The organism is Ottowia sp. SB7-C50, from assembly GCF_033110285.1.
Classification (GTDB): Bacteria; Pseudomonadota; Gammaproteobacteria; order Burkholderiales; family Burkholderiaceae_C; genus Ottowia.
This window is the reverse complement of record NZ_CP136995.1, coordinates 143,261-159,867: the sequence shown is the minus strand read 5'-3', so window position 1 is coordinate 159,867 and position 16,607 is coordinate 143,261. Positions and strand designations below refer to the sequence as shown.

Annotated in this window: 15 protein-coding genes and 1 pseudogene; 9 read left to right on the top strand and 7 right to left on the bottom strand. The window is 69.1% G+C overall.

Translation table 11 applies throughout. From position 1 onward, the window contains the following. Positions 1–18: 18 nt before the first annotated feature. Positions 19–1,050 carry a c-type cytochrome gene (locus tag R0D99_RS00785; RefSeq protein ID WP_317749532.1) on the bottom strand — a complete coding sequence of 344 codons (1,032 nt, stop codon included), beginning with the start codon at positions 1,048–1,050 and terminating at the stop codon, positions 19–21. A 126-nt stretch (positions 1,051–1,176) separates the two neighbouring features. After that, on the bottom strand, positions 1,177–2,592 hold the full coding sequence (locus tag R0D99_RS00780; RefSeq protein ID WP_317749531.1) for an aminopeptidase P N-terminal domain-containing protein: 1,416 nt from the start codon (positions 2,590–2,592) through the stop codon (positions 1,177–1,179). A 200-nt stretch (positions 2,593–2,792) separates the two neighbouring features. On the opposite strand from R0D99_RS00780, the gene R0D99_RS00775 reads away from it, so the two are divergent. Then, the gene (locus R0D99_RS00775) at positions 2,793–3,641 is read left to right on the top strand and encodes a phosphate/phosphite/phosphonate ABC transporter substrate-binding protein (protein ID WP_317749530.1); all 849 of its coding nucleotides are present in this window, start codon (positions 2,793–2,795) and stop codon (positions 3,639–3,641) included. Positions 3,642–3,672: 31 nt separating this feature from the next. On the opposite strand, the gene R0D99_RS00770 is transcribed toward R0D99_RS00775, so the two are convergent. Beyond that, on the bottom strand, positions 3,673–4,473 hold the full coding sequence (locus R0D99_RS00770) for a nucleotidyltransferase family protein (protein WP_317749529.1): 801 nt from the start codon (positions 4,471–4,473) through the stop codon (positions 3,673–3,675). A 150-nt stretch (positions 4,474–4,623) separates the two neighbouring features. On the opposite strand from R0D99_RS00770, the gene R0D99_RS00765 reads away from it, so the two are divergent. Continuing rightward, positions 4,624–6,774, top strand: coding sequence for a transketolase (locus R0D99_RS00765; protein WP_317749528.1), 2,151 nt, complete (start codon positions 4,624–4,626; stop codon positions 6,772–6,774). A 25-nt stretch (positions 6,775–6,799) separates the two neighbouring features. On the opposite strand, the gene R0D99_RS00760 is transcribed toward R0D99_RS00765, so the two are convergent. Together R0D99_RS00760 and R0D99_RS00755 are read right to left on the bottom strand one after the other, a co-directional pair. Then, on the bottom strand, positions 6,800–7,066 hold the full coding sequence (locus tag R0D99_RS00760; RefSeq protein WP_317749527.1) for a hypothetical protein: 267 nt from the start codon (positions 7,064–7,066) through the stop codon (positions 6,800–6,802). Continuing rightward, on the bottom strand, positions 7,059–7,466 hold the full coding sequence (locus R0D99_RS00755; RefSeq protein ID WP_317749526.1) for a PIN domain-containing protein: 408 nt from the start codon (positions 7,464–7,466) through the stop codon (positions 7,059–7,061). The genes R0D99_RS00760 and R0D99_RS00755 overlap by 8 nt, the downstream gene beginning before the upstream one ends. A 94-nt stretch (positions 7,467–7,560) precedes the next feature. Between R0D99_RS00755 and gap the strand changes: the two genes are divergently transcribed. The 6 genes and pseudogenes from gap to R0D99_RS00725 all read left to right on the top strand — a co-directional run bounded on the left by gap (position 7,561) and on the right by R0D99_RS00725 (position 13,577). Continuing rightward, positions 7,561–8,562, top strand: coding sequence for a type I glyceraldehyde-3-phosphate dehydrogenase (gap, locus tag R0D99_RS00750; RefSeq protein ID WP_317749525.1), 1,002 nt, complete (start codon positions 7,561–7,563; stop codon positions 8,560–8,562). A gap of 169 nt (positions 8,563–8,731) precedes the next feature. Then, positions 8,732–9,769 (top strand): L,D-transpeptidase, encoded by a 1,038-nt coding sequence (locus R0D99_RS00745; protein WP_317749524.1) that lies wholly within the window; start codon positions 8,732–8,734, stop codon positions 9,767–9,769. Between the two features lie 278 nt (positions 9,770–10,047). Beyond that, positions 10,048–10,590 carry a M23 family metallopeptidase gene (locus tag R0D99_RS00740; RefSeq protein ID WP_317749523.1) on the top strand — a complete coding sequence of 181 codons (543 nt, stop codon included), beginning with the start codon at positions 10,048–10,050 and terminating at the stop codon, positions 10,588–10,590. Between the two features lie 161 nt (positions 10,591–10,751). Then, complete coding sequence (locus tag R0D99_RS00735; RefSeq protein ID WP_317749522.1) at positions 10,752–11,207, top strand: DUF3717 domain-containing protein; 456 nt, start codon at positions 10,752–10,754, stop codon at positions 11,205–11,207. A gap of 453 nt (positions 11,208–11,660) precedes the next feature. Continuing rightward, a pseudogene (locus R0D99_RS00730) lies at positions 11,661–12,222 on the top strand (TerC family protein); the annotation flags it as partial. Positions 12,223–13,238: 1,016 nt separating this feature from the next. Next, positions 13,239–13,577 (top strand): phage holin family protein, encoded by a 339-nt coding sequence (locus R0D99_RS00725; protein WP_317749521.1) that lies wholly within the window; start codon positions 13,239–13,241, stop codon positions 13,575–13,577. Between the two features lie 24 nt (positions 13,578–13,601). Here the strand turns inward: R0D99_RS00725 and R0D99_RS00720 are convergent, their stop codons facing one another. After that, positions 13,602–15,173 (bottom strand): M48 family metalloprotease, encoded by a 1,572-nt coding sequence (locus R0D99_RS00720; RefSeq protein WP_317749520.1) that lies wholly within the window; start codon positions 15,171–15,173, stop codon positions 13,602–13,604. 180 nt (positions 15,174–15,353) lie between these two features. Between R0D99_RS00720 and moaC the strand changes: the two genes are divergently transcribed. After that, the gene (moaC, locus tag R0D99_RS00715) at positions 15,354–15,863 is read left to right on the top strand and encodes a cyclic pyranopterin monophosphate synthase MoaC (RefSeq protein WP_317749519.1); all 510 of its coding nucleotides are present in this window, start codon (positions 15,354–15,356) and stop codon (positions 15,861–15,863) included. A gap of 250 nt (positions 15,864–16,113) precedes the next feature. Here the strand turns inward: moaC and R0D99_RS00710 are convergent, their stop codons facing one another. Then, positions 16,114–16,602 carry a Wzy polymerase domain-containing protein gene (locus R0D99_RS00710; RefSeq protein WP_317749518.1) on the bottom strand — a complete coding sequence of 163 codons (489 nt, stop codon included), beginning with the start codon at positions 16,600–16,602 and terminating at the stop codon, positions 16,114–16,116. Positions 16,603–16,607 lie beyond the last annotated feature (5 nt).

The window sequence follows — 16,607 nt, the reverse complement described above, 5'->3', positions numbered from 1 at the left end:
GACGTTGGCCACGCCGCCTTACTTGGCCGCAGCGGCGCGTGCGGCCGCGGCCTTGGCCTTCAGTTCGTCGGCCATCTGCTTCTGCTTTTCGACCAGCGGCGGGTAGGGGCCGAAGCGGTGCTGGTCGGCGGTCGCGCCCAGCATGTAAGGCGGGAAGGCCGAATCGACGGGCTTGTTCCAGCGCGCGGGAAAGTCGCGGTCGAGATGGGCCTTGACGGGGCGCGGCTTGGACAGCATGAACGCCGCCACGTCATACGCCTCGTCGTCGCTCAGTTGCGTGGCGTCGAACGTGGCGCCCAGCGGCATGTTGTGCTTGACGAAACGCGTGGCCATGATGAGCCGGTTCATGCCGGCGCCGTTGTTGAAGGTGTCCGTGCCCCACAGCGGCGGGAATGTGTAGCCGTTCGCGTCGCCGGGCTTGCCGGCGCGCTGGCCCTGGCCGTCCGGCCCGTGGCAGACGGCGCACTTGGCCGCGTAGACCTGCGCGCCCGCTTCCGGGTTGGCGCGACGGTTGGGCATCTTGCTGGCCATCATGCCGGCGCCGTCGATGCTGGCGCCGACCGGAATGCCTTGTGACAAAAACGCCGCGTAGGCGACGAAGGCCTTCATCTCGCGTGAGCCGAGCGGCAGCGCCTTGCCGTTCATGCTGCGCTCCATGCAGCCGTTGACGCGTTCTTCCACCGTGCTGATGTCGTCTTCGCGCGCGCGGTATTGCGGAAAGGTGGCCGTGACGCCCGTCCACGGCATGGCAAACGGCTTGCTGGCCGCCTGCTGGTGGCAAGACGCGCAGGCCAGGTTGTTGCCGGCGTAGCGCATGTTCTTGTTGGCGACTTCTGGGCCGATGAGCGCGAAGGTGCGCACCGTCAGGTCGTGCCCGTACTGCACCAGGTCGCGCTGCGGGCCGGCAGGCAGCTTGTCGATCTCGGGCACGGCGCGGCCGGCCAGCTTGACGGCAGCGGCCGCCTCCTGTGCAACGCCGGAAAGCGGCCACGCACACAACAGCAGGCCAGCGGCGGTCATCAGGGGAAGCGCACGACGAAAGGCAGACATCCATCACTCCTTGCGAAACACAATGCAGCCAGCATAGACCTCCATAAGCGTGTATGGATTGACAGGCATCAACGGTGCTTGGCCGGCCAGGTCACCTGCGCGACGTGTCACGGCCGCGCACCCGCCTCAGGCGCGCATCAGCGCTTCGATCGCCTCCGCCGCCACCGGCACGTCGCGCGTGATCAGCTCGCAGCCAGCGTCGGTGACGATGGCGTCGTCTTCGATGCGGATGCCGATGTTCCAGAACTCCCTGGGCACCTTCTCGCTCGGGCGCACGTACAGGCCGGGCTCGATGGTCAGCACCATGCCGGGGCGCAGGATGCGGCTGGGGCGGTCCTTGATGACTTCGCCCGAAAGCGGGTCGCGCCGCTCGCTGACCTGGCCGATTTCGGACGGCTCCACGTAGCTGCCGCAATCGTGCACGTCCATGCCCAGCCAGTGGCCGGTGCGGTGCATGTAGTGGGCGAAGTAGTGGCGGTTGGCGATGGCGTCGTCCAGCGTGCCGTGCTGGTTCTTGTCGAGCAGGCCGAGGTCGAGCATGCCCTGCGTCAGCACCTTCACCGTGGCCTCGTGCGGATCGGTGAAGCGCGCGCCAGGGCGGGTGGCGTCGATGGCCGCCTGCTGGCTGGCCAGCACCAGCTCGTACAACGCGCGCTGCGGGCCGGTGAAGCGGCCGTTGGCGGGGAAGGTGCGCGTGATGTCGCTGGCGTAGCCGTCGAGTTCGCAGCCGGCGTCGATCAGCACCAGCTCGCCGTCGCGGATGGGCGCGTTATCGGCGCGGTAGTGCAGCACGCAGGCGTTGGCGCCGGCGGCGACGATGCTGCCGTAGGCCGGGTATTGCGAGCCGTGCTGGCGGAATTCGTGCAGCAGCTCGGCGTCGAGGTGGTATTCGCGCACATCCAGCCCGGCGCGCAGCATGGCGGCCGAGCGCTGCATGGCGCGCACGTGGGCGCCGGCGCTGATGCGCGCGGCGCGGCGCATGATGTCCAGTTCGTGCGCGTCCTTGATCAGGCGCATCTCGTCCAGGATGGCGCACAGGTCGCGCTGGCTTTCGGGCGCCAGCGCGCCGTAGCGCACGCGGGCACGCACTTGGTGCAGCCAGCCGTCGATGCGTTCGTGCAGGCCGGCGTGGGTGGCGAACGGGTACCAGACGGTGGTCTTGTTCTCCAGCAGGCGGGGCATTTGCGCGTCCAGCGCGTCCACGGGCGCGGCCTCGTCCACGCCCAGGGTGTGCGGCGCGGCGTCGGGGCCGAGGCGGATGCCGTCCCAGATCTCGCGTTCCAGGTCCTTCGGCTGGCAGAACAGCCGGCTGCGCCCGTCGGCGGTGATGACCAGCCACGCATTCGGCTCGCTGAAGCCGGTCAGGTAGTAAAAGTAGCTGTCGTGGCGGTACAGGAAATCGCTGTCGCGGTTGCGCGCCTGCGCCGGCGCGGTGGGCACGATGGCGATGCCGCCCGCGCCCAGCTGGGCGGCGACGCGGGCGCGGCGCTGGGCGTAAGGGGCCGCCTCTGCAGGTGATGGGGACACGGGGATTGAAGTCATACTTTTATATTCATTTTGTGAATCAGGCTCGCCAAAGACTTGCGATTCAACAATATTCGGCCGATAGCGGCCGTCCTATGATCCGGGTTCGACCGGCACGCAGCCGCTTCTCGCCCGCTGTTTCATTGAAGAACAGGTTGTCCATCATGGTATTTCAATGGCGCTTCCCACGCACGGCCGGCAGACGCGCGGCCGCTCGCGTGGCCTTACTGCTGGCGGGATGGTGGAGCGCGGGGCCAGGCTGGGCGCAGACGCCGGCGCCGCTGCTGTTCGCCGTCAGCGAAGGCACGTCGGGCGGCGGCGCGGCCGTCACGGACGAGCAGATGGAGACCAAGTACAAGGTCCTGACCGAGGCCATGAAGCGCGCGCTGGGGCAGCCCATCCGTGTGAAGTACATGCGCGACTTCCGCATGCTGGCCGCCGGCATGGCGTCGGGCGAATTCGACCTGGTGCTGGCGCGCCCCAGCGATTACCCGGCGCGCGGCGTGCGTGACCAGGGCTACACCGCCGTGACCGCCACGCAACCCGATGGGCATTGCCTGCTGGTCGTACCCAAGGACTCGCCCTACCAGACGATTGCCGACGTCAAGAGCGTGCAGCACCAGCGCCTGATCCTGCCTGAGCGCATTGCCTACATGACGACGTTCTGCACCGCCGAGCTGCGCGACCGCGGCCTGCCCGTGGACCCGGCCAAGACGCACTATGTGCGCGAGCAGGCGGCGATCCCGTTTGCGCTGAACCACAAGCTGGCGCAGATCGGCGGCATTGCCTCTTATTCGGGCGCTGCCAGGCGGCTGGACAAGGACGGCCTGCGCGTGCTGCACAAGAGCCGCCCGCAGCCGTACCTGCCGCTGATCGCCGGCAAGCGCTTCAGCCCCGACCAGATCGCCCGCCTGCGCGACGAGGTGGTGGGCCTAGCGCAGACCGAGCAGGGCGCCAAGGATCTGGCCGCCCTCGGCATCGCCCGCTTCGACCCCAATCCGCAGCCGCGCCTGCTGGCCCTGCTGGACTGGCTGGAATCGAAGACGCCGGTGCCCGACAGCCGCTGAACAGCGCCGCTTGGCTGGGGCTGTAGGTGTTTCAGCCGGGCGCGGCCGCGTTCAGCCCCGCCAGCCGATCGGGCGTGCCCACATCGGTCCAGGCGCCCCGGTACAGCTCGGCGCTGACCTGGCCGGCGTCGATGGCCCGGCGCAGCAGCGGCGCCAGCGGCGCGGCCGTGCCTTGCGGGTTGCCGGGCAGGATGTCGCACCACGGCGGCTCGAACAGCGCACGCCGATACAGCGCGATGGTGCTGAAGGTGTGGCGCGTGCCGCCGGGCGGCGCGTCGTTCAGCGCCTGGCCGCCATCGCCGATGCCGAAGTCGCCGTCCGGCTTGTGCGCCGGGTTGGGCACCAGCCACAGGTGGGCCAGCCGGCCGGACGCGGCAAAGCGCTGCACCGCTTCGGGCGACACCTCGAAATCGGGCGCGAAGATGTCGCCCGCCACCACCCAGAACACGTCGTCGGCCGACGGCGCCAGCAGCGGCAGCGCGCGGGCGATGCCGCCGGCGGTTTCCAGCGCGTAGCCGAAGTCGCGGCCTTCGGTGGACAGGCGGATGGCCGACTGCTCTTGATTCGATAGCTGCTCGCGCTGATCTACCGCGCGCTGTCGGCCGAAATAATCCTCAATCTTGTCTTCGAGCCAGGCCGTGTTGACGACGATGTCGCGCACGCCGCCGCGCTGCAGGGCGTCGACCCACCACTGCAGCAGCGGCTGGCCGCGCACCGGCAGCAGGGGCTTGGGGCAATGGTCGGTGAGCGGGCGCATGCGTTCGCCCCGGCCCGCGGCCAGGATCAGCGCGCGCGCGGTGGGGTCGGGCCGCGGGGCGGCGGCGAGCCTCATGCGTGCCTCCGCAGCGCGTGGCGGGCGATGGGGGCGGCAGCGGCCAATCGGGGCGGGGCGGCAAGGCTCATGCCACCGCACTGTAGAGCATGTGCACGGGTAAAATCAGCGGTTTCCGACCGTCGGCACACATCCTTGGAGCGCCATCGAATGGCAGATCAAAAAAACATGGCCAACGCGATTCGCGCCCTTGCGATGGACGCGGTTCAGCAGGCCAATTCCGGTCACCCCGGCGCCCCCATGGGCATGGCCGACATGGCGGTCGCGCTGTGGAGCCGCCACCTCAAGCACAACCCGGTCAACCCGCACTGGGCCGACCGCGACCGCTTCGTGCTGTCGAACGGCCATGGCTCGATGCTGATCTATGCGCTGCTGCACCTGACCGGCTACGACCTGCCGCTGCAGGAGCTGAAGGACTTCCGCCAGCTGCACAGCAAGACCGCCGGTCACCCCGAATGGGGCCTGACGCCGGGCGTGGAGACCACCACCGGCCCGCTCGGCCAGGGCATCACCAACGCCGTGGGCATGGCGCTGGCCGAAAAACTGCTGGCCGCCGAGTTCAACCGGCCCCGGCACACGCTGGTCGACCACCACACCTATGCCTTCATCGGCGACGGCTGCCTGATGGAGGGCATCAGCCACGAGGCCTGCGCGCTGGCCGGGGCGTGGAAACTCAACAAGCTGATCGCCCTGTACGACGACAACGGCATCAGCATCGACGGCAAGGTCGCGCCCTGGTTCGTCGACAACACGGCCGAGCGCTTCGAGGCCTACCAGTGGAACGTGATCGGCCCCATCGACGGCCACGACGTGGACGCCGTGGACCGCGCGATTGGCGAGGCCCGGCAAAGCGCCGAGCGCCCCACGCTGATCATCTGCCGCACCCACATCGGCAAGGGCTCGCCCAACCGGCAGGACACCGCCAAGGCGCACGGCGAGCCCCTGGGCGCCAGCGAAATCGCCCTGACGCGCGAGGCGCTGGGCTGGCCGCATGCGCCGTTCGAGATTCCCGCCGACGTGTACGCCGCATGGGACGCCAAGGCCGCCGGCGCCAAGGCCGAGCAGCGCTGGGACGAGCGCTTTGCCGCCTACGAGAAAGCCTTTCCGCGCCTGGCCGCCGACTTCAAGCGCCGCATGGCGGGCGAGTTGCCCAAGAACTTTGCCCAGGTCGCCGTCGACGCGGCCGTCGAGGCGCACAAGAAGGCCGAGACCGTGGCCAGCCGCAAAGCCAGCCAGATCGCGCTGGAAGCCTTCACCGCCGCGCTGCCCGAGTTGATTGGCGGTAGCGCCGACCTGACCGGCTCCAACCTCACCAACACCTCGTTCACCACGCCGCTGCGCTTCAACGACGACGGTTCGGTGGTGCTGCCCGAAGCCAAGCCCGACCGCGCGGTGCAACTGGAGCGCGGCAACAACGGCGTCGGCAAGGAAGACGAGACCAGCAACGCCGCCGCCGCGCCGCTGCCCGAGGTTGACCTGAAAGCCGCCGCGCCCGCCATCAGCGCGCGCTTTCACATCAACTACGGCGTGCGCGAATTCGGCATGGCCGCCATCATGAACGGCATCGCCCTGCATGGCGGCTACATCCCCTACGGCGGCACCTTCCTGACCTTCAGCGACTACAGCCGCAACGCCATCCGCATGGCCGCGCTCATGAAGCAGCGCGTGGTGCACGTGTTCACGCACGACTCCATTGGCCTGGGCGAGGACGGCCCGACGCACCAGTCGATTGAGCACGCCGCCAGCCTGCGCCTGATCCCCGGCCTGGACGTCTGGCGCCCCGCCGACACCGCCGAAACCGCCATCGCCTGGGCCGTCGCGCTGGAAAACAAGGACCGCCCCACGGCGCTGCTGCTGTCGCGCCAGAACCTGCCCTACGCACCCAAGCGCGACCTGGGCGACATCAGCCGCGGCGCCTATGTGCTGAGCGAGCCGCGCGACGTCGGCCTGAAGTCCAAGGCGCAGGCCGTGCTGATTGCCACCGGCTCCGAAGTGCAGCTGGCGCTGAAGGCGCAAGAGCTGCTGGCTTCACAAAAGATCGCTGTCCGCGTCGTGTCCATGCCCAGCAACGGCACGTTTGACCGCCAGACCGTGGCCTACAAGCAAAGCGTGCTGCCCGCCGGCCTGCCGCGCATCGCCGTCGAAATGGGCGTGACCGACGGCTGGTGGAAATACGGCTGCGCGGCGGTGGTCGGCATCGACCGCTACGGCGAGTCGGCGCCCGCGCCCAAGCTGTTCGAGTTCTTTGGCTTTACGCCGGAGAACGTGGCCAATACGGTGCGCAAGGTGCTTGGGCGCTGAGCCAGCATGCGATGGTGCTCACCGCTCAAGACTTGACACCGTCAGGCAACTCGTCACCCGGCATCGGCGGCGCGTCGGGGCTGGCGGCAAGCCAGGCGTCAAAGCCTGCCAGTGCCTCGGCTTCGGACATTCGGTTCGCACGTTCCCGGAAGAAGGCTTCGGTCTTGAAGGCCGACAGTTTCTCGGCGATGGCCGTGGCGAACAATTGGTTCATCGACACTTTCTCCTGCTCGGCCACCTCGCGCGCGTGTTCGAGCAGCGAGTCGGGTAGGCGCAGTGCGTAATTAGCCATGAGGGTCCTCCGTTTCAAGCGCTTGCCAAAATGCGCCCGGCGTGTAGACGGGCAAGTTGAACATACGCGCTGGCGGTGCCAGATCGCGTTGATTGAACGTCACCAGCGCATGAGCGCGACCGTTGAGCGCGGTTTCCAGCACCATCTCGTCGGCCGGGTCGCGCGTCTGCGGTCGCCACAGCGTGTGCAAAATCACGGGCTTGGCCCAGCGGTTCAGCAAGGCCAGCACCGCCTCTACATCTCGCATGCTGCGACCTGCCATGTGTTCGGGCCGCTTCAGCACGGCTTCGTACTCCAGCATCAGAGGCACCGAGACCAGCAGTTGAAACTGGCGCGCGCGGAAGGCGCGCAAAATCATCGCCGACGCACCGCCTGCACTGCGCGCGGCGGCCACCAACACGTTGGTGTCGAGTACGAACTCGGGGCGACGGCGAAAGTTTCATATCACCCATAATATTGAGTGAAGCGAGTTTTTGCAAACCTAGGAGAAAGCAATGACCATCAAAATCGGCATCAACGGCTTCGGCCGCATCGGGCGCATGGTGTTTCGCGCCGCTGTCGCGAACTACAAGGACATCGAGGTCGTCGGCATCAACGATCTGCTGGAGCCGGATTACCTGGCCTACATGCTCAAGTACGACAGCGTGCACGGCCCCTTCAAGGGCGACATCGCCGTCGAGGGCAACACGCTGGTGGTCAATGGCAAGAAGATCCGCCTGACGGCCGAAAAAGACCCGGCCGCGCTGAAGTGGGGCGATGTGGGTGCCGAAGTGGTGATCGAATCGACCGGCCTGTTCCTGACCAAGGAAACCGCGCAGAAGCACATCGACGCCGGCGCCAAGAAGGTCATCATGTCGGCGCCGTCGAAGGACGACACGCCCATGTTCGTGCACGGCGTGAACTGCGCCAAGTACGCGGGCGAGCCGATCATCAGCAACGCGTCGTGCACCACCAACTGCCTGGCCCCGCTGGCCAAGGTGCTGAACGACAAATGGGGCATCAAGCGCGGCCTGATGACCACCGTGCATGCGGCGACCGCCACGCAGAAGACCGTCGACGGCCCCAGCAACAAGGACTGGCGCGGCGGCCGCGGCATCCTCGAGAACATCATCCCGTCGTCCACCGGCGCCGCCAAGGCCGTGGGCGTGGTGCTGCCCGACCTGAACGGCAAGCTGACGGGCATGTCGTTCCGCGTGCCGACGTCCGACGTGTCGGTGGTCGACCTGACGGTGGAACTGGAAAAGCCTGCCACCTACAAGGAAATCTGCGCCGAGATGAAGGCCCAGAGCGAAGGCAAGATGAAGGGCATCCTGGGCTACACCGAGGACAAGGTGGTGGCCACCGACTTCCGCGGCGACGCGCGCAGCAGCATCTTCGACGCCGAAGCCGGCATCGCGCTGGACAGCACCTTCGTCAAGCTGGTGAGCTGGTACGACAACGAGTGGGGCTATTCCAACCGCTGCCTGGACATGGTGCGCGTGGTCACCAAGAAGTAAGCGGCGCGCCGGCGCAGCGTGGGCGCCGGCGTCCGCAAGCCTTTCGCGCCGCCAGCGCTGATTTGGCTTGCGCTTTTAGCTATTAAAATAGAAGCAATAGGCGCCCGCTGCCACGCGCATCGGGCGCTTTCCTACAGGCGGCGGCCCGCGCGCGCCGCACACTGCAGGCATGTCTTTGCATGCCCACCCTCCGATTCCGTTTCGTGCCCTCACACGGCGCGGGTTCGTCGCCAGCCTGGGCGTGGCCGCATGGCCCGCGTGGGCGCAGAAGCGGGCCGCCAAGGCGCCCGCGGCCGACGCGCTGGACTTTGAAGCTTTCAACAGCGCCGCTGACACGCCCCTGCTGAGAACCGGCAGCCGCGGTGCGGCGGTGGCGAGGGCGCAGATTCTGCTGGATCGCGCTTGGTTCTCGCCGGGCGAGATCGACGGCGCGTTCGGCAAGAACATGCAGCGCATGGTCAGTGCCTACCAACGGTCCAACGGGCTGAAGGAAAGCGGCACCGTCGACGCCGACACCTGGAAGTCGCTGCGCGAAAACAGCGCCGAGCCGCTGCTGACGCGCTACAGCCTCACCGACAAGGACGCCGCCGGCCCGTTCGAGAAAACGCCGGCCGACATGGCCGAGCGCGCCAAGTTGAAGGCGCTGCCGTACGAATCGCTGCAGGAAGCCATCGCCGAGCGTTTTCACATCAACCCCGCGTACCTGCAGCGCCTGAACTCCGGCAAGAAGCTGGCCGCCGGCACCGAGATCGTGGTGCCGAACGTGCTGGACAGCAAGGCGCCCACCCGCGCCAGCCAGCGCATCGAGATCGACAAGAGCGAGCGCGTGCTGTTCGTGCTGGACAAGGACGGCAAGCCGGCCGCGGGTTTTCCGATCAGCATCGGCAACGAGCGCAACGACCCGCTGCCGCTGGGCGAAATGGCGATCAAGAACGCCGTCGACATGCCCAGCTTCACCTACAACCCGGCCATTCTGAAGAACGCGCCCAAGGACGCGCAGAAGGTCGACATCGCCCCCGGCCCCAACAACCCGGTCGGCACCGTCTGGCTCGGCCTGACCAAGCCGCACTGGGGTATCCACGGCACGCCCGATCCGGCCAAGGTGGGCCATTCCGAAACCAACGGCTGCATCCACCTGACCAACTGGGACGCCGAGCGCCTGGCAAAGATCGTGAAGGTCGGCGCTCGGGTCGACGTGAAGGCCTGAACGGGCGGAGCGCGGTCGCGTGGCGCGGCGCAGACCCCTTTCTTCGCTGCCCCAGGCGCTGGGGTGGCTGGTGGTGCTGGGCACACTCGTCGGCATCTCGGCGTGGGCGCTGCGGCACGCGGACGCGCCACCCTCGGGGGTGCAGCGGGGCCAGGTCGAATCAACCCCCCGCGGCCACCGGTCGCGTGACAGCCTCGAGCGAAGGGACAACGAGCGCTTCTGCGCCGCCTGAGCCGGCACCGCGAAACGATGCGGCGCCGGAAGCGCTCACCACCCGCGTGGCGCAGCGGGCCCCCGCGTCGAGCGCCGACGTTGGCCGCGCCCCATCCGCCAGTGCCGCCTCGCCCATCACGCCGCTGCCCGACGATACGGCGCGGCTCGCCGCGCGTCGCCTGACGCTGCCCGTGCAGGGCGTGCGCGCTGCGCAGCTGGCTGACACCTTCTCCGACGCGCGCGCCGACGGCAAGCGCCGCCACGACGCCATCGACATCATGGCGCCCACCGGCACGCCCGTGCTGGCGGTGGAAGACGGCCGCATCGCCAAGCTGTTCTTCAGCCAGGGCGGGGGCGGCATCACGGTCTACCAGTTCGACGCGGGCGAGCAGTACGCCTATTACTACGCCCACCTCGACCGCTATGCCGATGGCCTGCAGGAAGGGCAGGCGGTGCGGCGCGGCCAGGTCATCGGCTACGTCGGCAGCAGCGGCAACGCCCGCGCCGACGCGCCGCACCTGCACTTTGCGATCACCCGGCTGGGCCCGCAAAAGCAGTGGTGGAAGGGCGAGGCGCTCAATCCCTACCCCGTGCTCACCGCGCGCTGAGCGCCGCGCACGGTACCTTGGCAGGTGCCGCCTGCGCACCCCGTCGTCGGTGGCGCCACGGGCGCGCTGTGGGGCGTGGGCCTGTGGGCGCTGGCGCTGTCGGCGCTGCGGCGCCGGCGCGTGGCCTGATCAAGCCGCGGCCCGTATCATGGGCCGCTGCCATGGACACCATCCACCTCATCGACATCGAAGCCGCCATCAACCACTGGCGCGCCCGCCAGCCGGCGGTGGACGGCGCGGCGCTGACCCCGGCGGTCGCGGCGCTGGCCGAGGTGTATGCGCAGATGGTGTTCCACCGCCAGGACGAGGCCGACGCGCGCGGCATGCCCGCGCCCGCGCGCGACGCCTGGCTGGCCTGGTACGCCACGACGCCCGACACGCCCTGCATTGCCATCTGCTCCACCAGCCAGGGCGATGCGGTGTGCAAGGGCTGCGGCCGCACCGAGGACGAAGTGCAGCACTGGCCCGGCATGAGCCCCTTTGCCAAGCGCGCCGTGTGGCGGCGCATCACGTCGGAGCACAGCGCCTGGCGCTTCAACCGCTACGCCGAGCGCGCGCAGGCCGCGCGCGGCGAACGAGCGACGGCGCACGGCCCGGTTTTGCTTCTGTTTTTATAGCTTTCTGCGCTTTCTGGACAAGCGATGGCGGCCGATTTTGCTTGAAACCCTAGGGCTTTCACCCAGTTGCGCCGCCACGCCGGTTTTGTTTTAATCCGGCTGTCCGAAGGGGAGTAGCTCCCCGCCGCCGCTGCTTGCAGCGCGGCTTCGCCGGGTCGTCAACACGAAGCTTCTGGGGTTCAGCCCCGCAGGCTTCCGGCCCCGCGGGTGGTTCAGGCAGCGCCGCGCAGCGCGCTGCCGCCACCGAGCAAGACCTTCGATCAAGCCCCGCCGTGGCGCGTGGGCGGTCGAAGCATCGGTCTTGCGTTGTCCCGTTTTCAGTGCCTTGTGCGGCCATGCCGCCGCTGGCGCACACCCACGCATACCGGCCCCGCCTTCGCCGCCTTCAACCCGCCGCGGTTCTGCATCGAAGTTCGTACGACGTCTTTCGTCATTTTTTCGGAGCTGCTTTTCATGGAACTGTTTTCGACCGCCTGGTGGTCCGCGCTGATGGCCATCATCCTGATCGACCTGGTGCTGGCCGGCGACAACGCCATCGTCATCGCGCTGGCCGCGCGCAACCTGCCCAAGCATTTGCAGAAGAAGGCCATCGTCTGGGGCACGGTCGGCGCCATTGCCGTGCGCACGGTGATGACGCTGGTGGTGGTGTGGCTGCTGAAGATCCCTGGCCTGATGCTGGCCGGCGGTCTGGGCCTGCTGTGGATCGCCTACAAGCTGATCGCCGACCAGGGCGGCGAGGACGGCGAGCACGGCCCCGGCGCCAACACCTTCTGGGGCGCCATGAAGACCATCGTGGTGGCCGACGCGCTGATGGGCATCGACAACGTGCTGGGCGTGGCCGGCGCGGCGCACGGCGCGTTTGACCTGGTGGTGATCGGCCTGCTGATCAGCGTGCCGATCATGGTGTTTGGCAGCACGCTGGTGCTGAAGCTGGTGGACCGCTTCCCGTCCATCATGTACATCGGCGCGGGCGTGCTGGCCTTTACCGCCGGCACCATGATCGTCAGCGAGCCGATCCTGTCGAACATCTTCGGCACCCGCGAGAACCCGGTCAGCCTGCTGCGCTGGGCCGTGATCGCGCTGGCCATCGTGGGCGTGCTGGGCACCGCCTGGCTGCGCACGCGCGGCCGCGGCTCGTCGCCGGCCGTGGTCCACCACACGCCGGCCGCCGCCGCTGACCCGATCGCCCCGATGGCCCCGGCCGCCGCGCTGACGCCCGAGCCGGCCGTGGCCACCGTCCCGACTTCCCAACCCGCGAAAAAGGAGCTGAGCATGGACACCGTGATCCTCTACGTCGACGATGCCGAATACGCGGTCGACTTCCTGTCGCGCCAGCGAGCCAGTGATGCCGGCGCCGAAATCGCCGGGCCGCGCCGCTGGCTGCTGGTGGGTTGCGTGCCGCCGCTGACGCGCCACGCCAGCCAGTGGGTGAGCGAAGAAGCGCTGCAGGAGCGCCGCCAGCAGTGGCTGGACGACACCACCGCCGTACTGCGCCCGCTGCTGCAGCAGGATGGCGGCAGCGTCACCCCGCTGATGGCCGAGCGCCCGCTGCTCGACCAGACCCGTGAACTGCGCATGGCGCACGGCGCCGGCCTGGCGCTGGACGCGCGCCGGCCCAAGCTGGGCGTCGATCTGGAGCCGATTGCCCCCGAGCAGACACCCGCCCGCTCGGGCTGGGCGGTGCCCGGCGCGGTGGCGGGCATGGGCACGCTGCTGGTGCTGCTGACTGAGCTGACCGAGTAAGCCGGCGGCCCGCATCGGCCACCCCGCCATGCCGGCGCGGGTGGCCGTGGCCTTGCCCCGCACGTCGTAAAAAACCGTCAGTCCCGCGAAGAGCCTGCCCTCGCAAAGGCGGGGGCGGCAATCCAGCCTGCCCAAGCAGGCGGCCGTATCGTCTGAAACCCCGTGGATTCCCGCCATCGCGGGAATGACGATGGAGCGGGCCGGGGTGCAGCAGAGAGCGTCCGAGCCCCTCACAGCGGCGCCTCAAACCCCCATTTGGCGCACCGGCTGCATGCTATGCTGACCGGCATGAAGCTGATCCTGAAGTGGTTGCTGTCTGCCGCCGCGCTGCTGGGCGTGGCCTACATTTATTCGGGCGTCACGGTGGCGAGCTTCGGCACCGCCATGATCGCCGCGCTGCTGATCGGCCTGCTGAACATGCTGGTGCGGCCGGTACTGGTGGTGCTGACGATTCCGGTCACGCTGATCACGCTGGGCCTGTTCCTGTTCGTCATCAACGCGCTGATGTTCTGGGCGGCGTCGGGGCTGGTGGGCGGCTTTCACGTCGCCGGCTTCTGGGCCGCGCTGATCGGCTCGCTGATCTACTCGGCGCTGGGCGTGCTGATCGACGCCGTGCTGGAGCGCTGAAAGCACCCCGCGCAGGCCGCCCCGTCAGCGGCGCTTGCGTTCGTCCAGCTGCTGCTGCCTGAGCAGCTCCTGCCCCTGCCGCAGGCGGGTGTCGACGATGCTGGCTTCGATCAGGTCGGCCGCGCCCCCGGGCGACTGGCGCACGAAGTCCTGCGCGGCGCGCCAGCGGTCCACCGCGCCGGCGTAATCCATCTGTGCCATGGGCACTTCGCCTTCGGCGCGCAGGGCGCGCAGCGTCTGCCCCTGCGCGGCGTACGCCTGCGCCAGCGCCTGCCAGGCGCCCGCATCGCGCGGGTGGTTGCTGACCCACGGCTGCAGCACGCTGGCGGCGTCGGCGCCCTGGCCCAGCCGCGTCTGTGCCTGGGCGCGCAGCAGCAGCGTGGCGCGGCCGGCCTGGGCCGACACGTCGCTGCGCGCGGGCGGGCGTTCGGCGGCGGGCAACAGCTCCAGCACGCGCGCGGGCTGGCCGGCCTGCAGGGCCAGTTCGGCCTGCAGCAGGCGCGCCTGGCGGGCGGCACGCGCGTCGCCCGCCACGGCCAGCGCCAGTTGCGTGGCCAGCGCCTGCGCCCGCGGCAGGTCGCGCAGCTGCGCGTGCGACAAGGCGGCGGCATACAGCGGGCCGGCGCGGCGCGCCAGCGGCTGGCTGGCAAAGCCGGCGTGTTCGGGCTCGGCAGCCCAGGTGCGCAGCACGTCGACGCCGGGGCGACCCAGCACGCGGGCGCGCGCGGCCACCATCAGCGCTTCCAGGTCGGGCGGCAGTGCGGCCGGCGCCGCGGCGCGCTCGGGGCCGGCGCCGTCCGCCTGCGGCGCGCCGCGGCCCAGCGCCTGCTGGCGCTGCTGCATGTCAGCGATGCGCTGCGTCGTCAGCGGGTGGCTGCGCAGGTAGGGCCAGTCGCCGTTGTCGTTGATGCGCGAGGCGGCCTGCAGCTTTTCGAACATGGTGACGAAGCCGCGCCCGGCAAAGCCGGCTTCGGTCATCACGCCGTAGCCGATGCGGTCGGCCTCGCGCTCCATGTCGCGCGAGAAATTCAGCTGCTGCTGCAGCACCGCCGCCTGTCCGCCCACCGCCAGCGCGGCGCCAGCCTGCGGGTTCTTGCTGGCGGCGATCATGCCCACCACCATGGCGGCCAGCATCAGCGGCGTCTGGCGCTTTTCCTGCCCCAGCAGGCGCGGAATGTGGCGCTGCGTGATGTGCGACATCTCATGCGCCAGCACCGACGCCAGTTCGTCGCGCGACGCCACCGTGCCCACCAGCCCCAGGTGCAGCCCGAAATAGCCGCCCGGCAGCGCAAAGGCGTTGATGGTGCGGTCGCGGCCCAGCAGCACCGTCCAGGCGTAGCGCTCGTCCAGCTCGGGCGGCAGCTCGCCACGCGCCCGCGCGCCGGCCAGCAGCGCACGCCAGATGCCGTCCACGTACTCGCCCACCACCGGGTCGTCGATGTAGTCCGGGTCGCGATACAGCTCGCGGATGATGGTGTCGCCCAGCTTGCGCTCTTCCAGCGGCGTCATGTCGCCCGCATCGCCCAGCGACGGCAGGCCGCGCGTGGCGGGCGGGGGGCTGGTGCCGGGCAGTTGGGCGCCGGCCGGCAAGGCCATGCCTGCAGCTATCAACACAATAGCTGTCACCGCTTTTCTGCAGGGCGCTGCAGCCCGGTCAGGCTTGTAATTCAAGGTGATTCAAAGGCAGCGGCCCGGCCGCCGCGTGCGTATGGCAGGTGCCCGTATGATGCCGCATCGAACCACTGCGTTCCCCCTGATTTGTCACCGCGATCTGCCATGCCGACTTCTTCTCCCTTGACCCACTTCGACGCCCAGGGCCAGGCGCACATGGTGGACGTTGGCGCCAAGCCGGCCACGCACCGCGTGGCGGTGGCCACCGGTCGCATCGAGATGCTGCCCGCCACGCTGGCGCTGATCCGGTCGGGCACCGCGAAGAAGGGCGACGTGCTGGGCATCGCCCGCATCGCCGGCATCATGGCGGCCAAGAAGACGAGCGACTTGATCCCGCTGTGCCACCCGCTGGCGCTGTCGCGCGTTGCTATTGATCTGGAAGCTGTCGACGCAGATGGGACCAGCGCTGCAGCCGTTTTTTGCACCGCCACAGTGGAAACCACCGGCCCTACCGGCGTTGAGATGGAAGCGCTGACCGCCGTGCAGGTGGCGCTGCTCACCGTCTACGACATGTGCAAGGCGGCCGACCGCGGCATGACGATCACCGGCGTGCGCCTGCTGGAAAAGCATGGCGGCAAGTCGGGCAGCTGGGTGGGCGGCGATCAGGGCGGTTGAGCGGTCGGCGCGGCGTGTGGTTTCCAAATCTGCTCACGAATGCATCGAAAGCCTTCAGACCTATCTGGCGCCGTCATTCCCGCGCAGAGCCTGCCCTCGCGAAGGCGGGGGCGGGAATCCAGGGGCTTTCCAGACGACACCGCTGCCGCATAGGCCGTCTGGATTCCCGCCTTCGCGGGAATGACGGGAGTTGCGCAGCACTCGCCCACGCTGGAAGCTCCTGTTTCGATAGCTGGCGGCGCAATCCCCGTCAGCGCTCGCCCGCAGAAAGCTCTGCGTCCGCCGCCTCGCTCGCGCCCTTGAGCTGATCGCGCGCAACTTCCAGCCGTCGCGCGTTGTCCTGCACCCATCGTTCGTGCTCCTGGGCAAACGCAGCGCGAAACCGGGCCAGATGCGCCAGCGCCACGTCGTCGCGGCCCAGCAACGTGGCGCTTTCGATCACGCGAGTGATCACCCGCGGCTCTGGCGAAAAGTGCAGCGACTTCAGCGCCGCCGGCAGCATCCAGGCGGCGTTGTCGCGCACCGCCGGGCGCGTGGTGACGTCGGCAAAGCGCACCGCGTCGGCATACAGCCACGAGCGGCGCGCGTGGCCCATGGCGTCTGCGCGGTAGGGCGCGGCGCGCTCGTCGGCCGGCAGGTAGATCTGGCTGATGCGGTGGTAGTCCCAACCGGCGTAGGCCACTGCGGCCAGCAGCCCCGCGGCCAGCGCCCCGCGCGCGACGCCCGACCCGGCGGCCAAGTTGC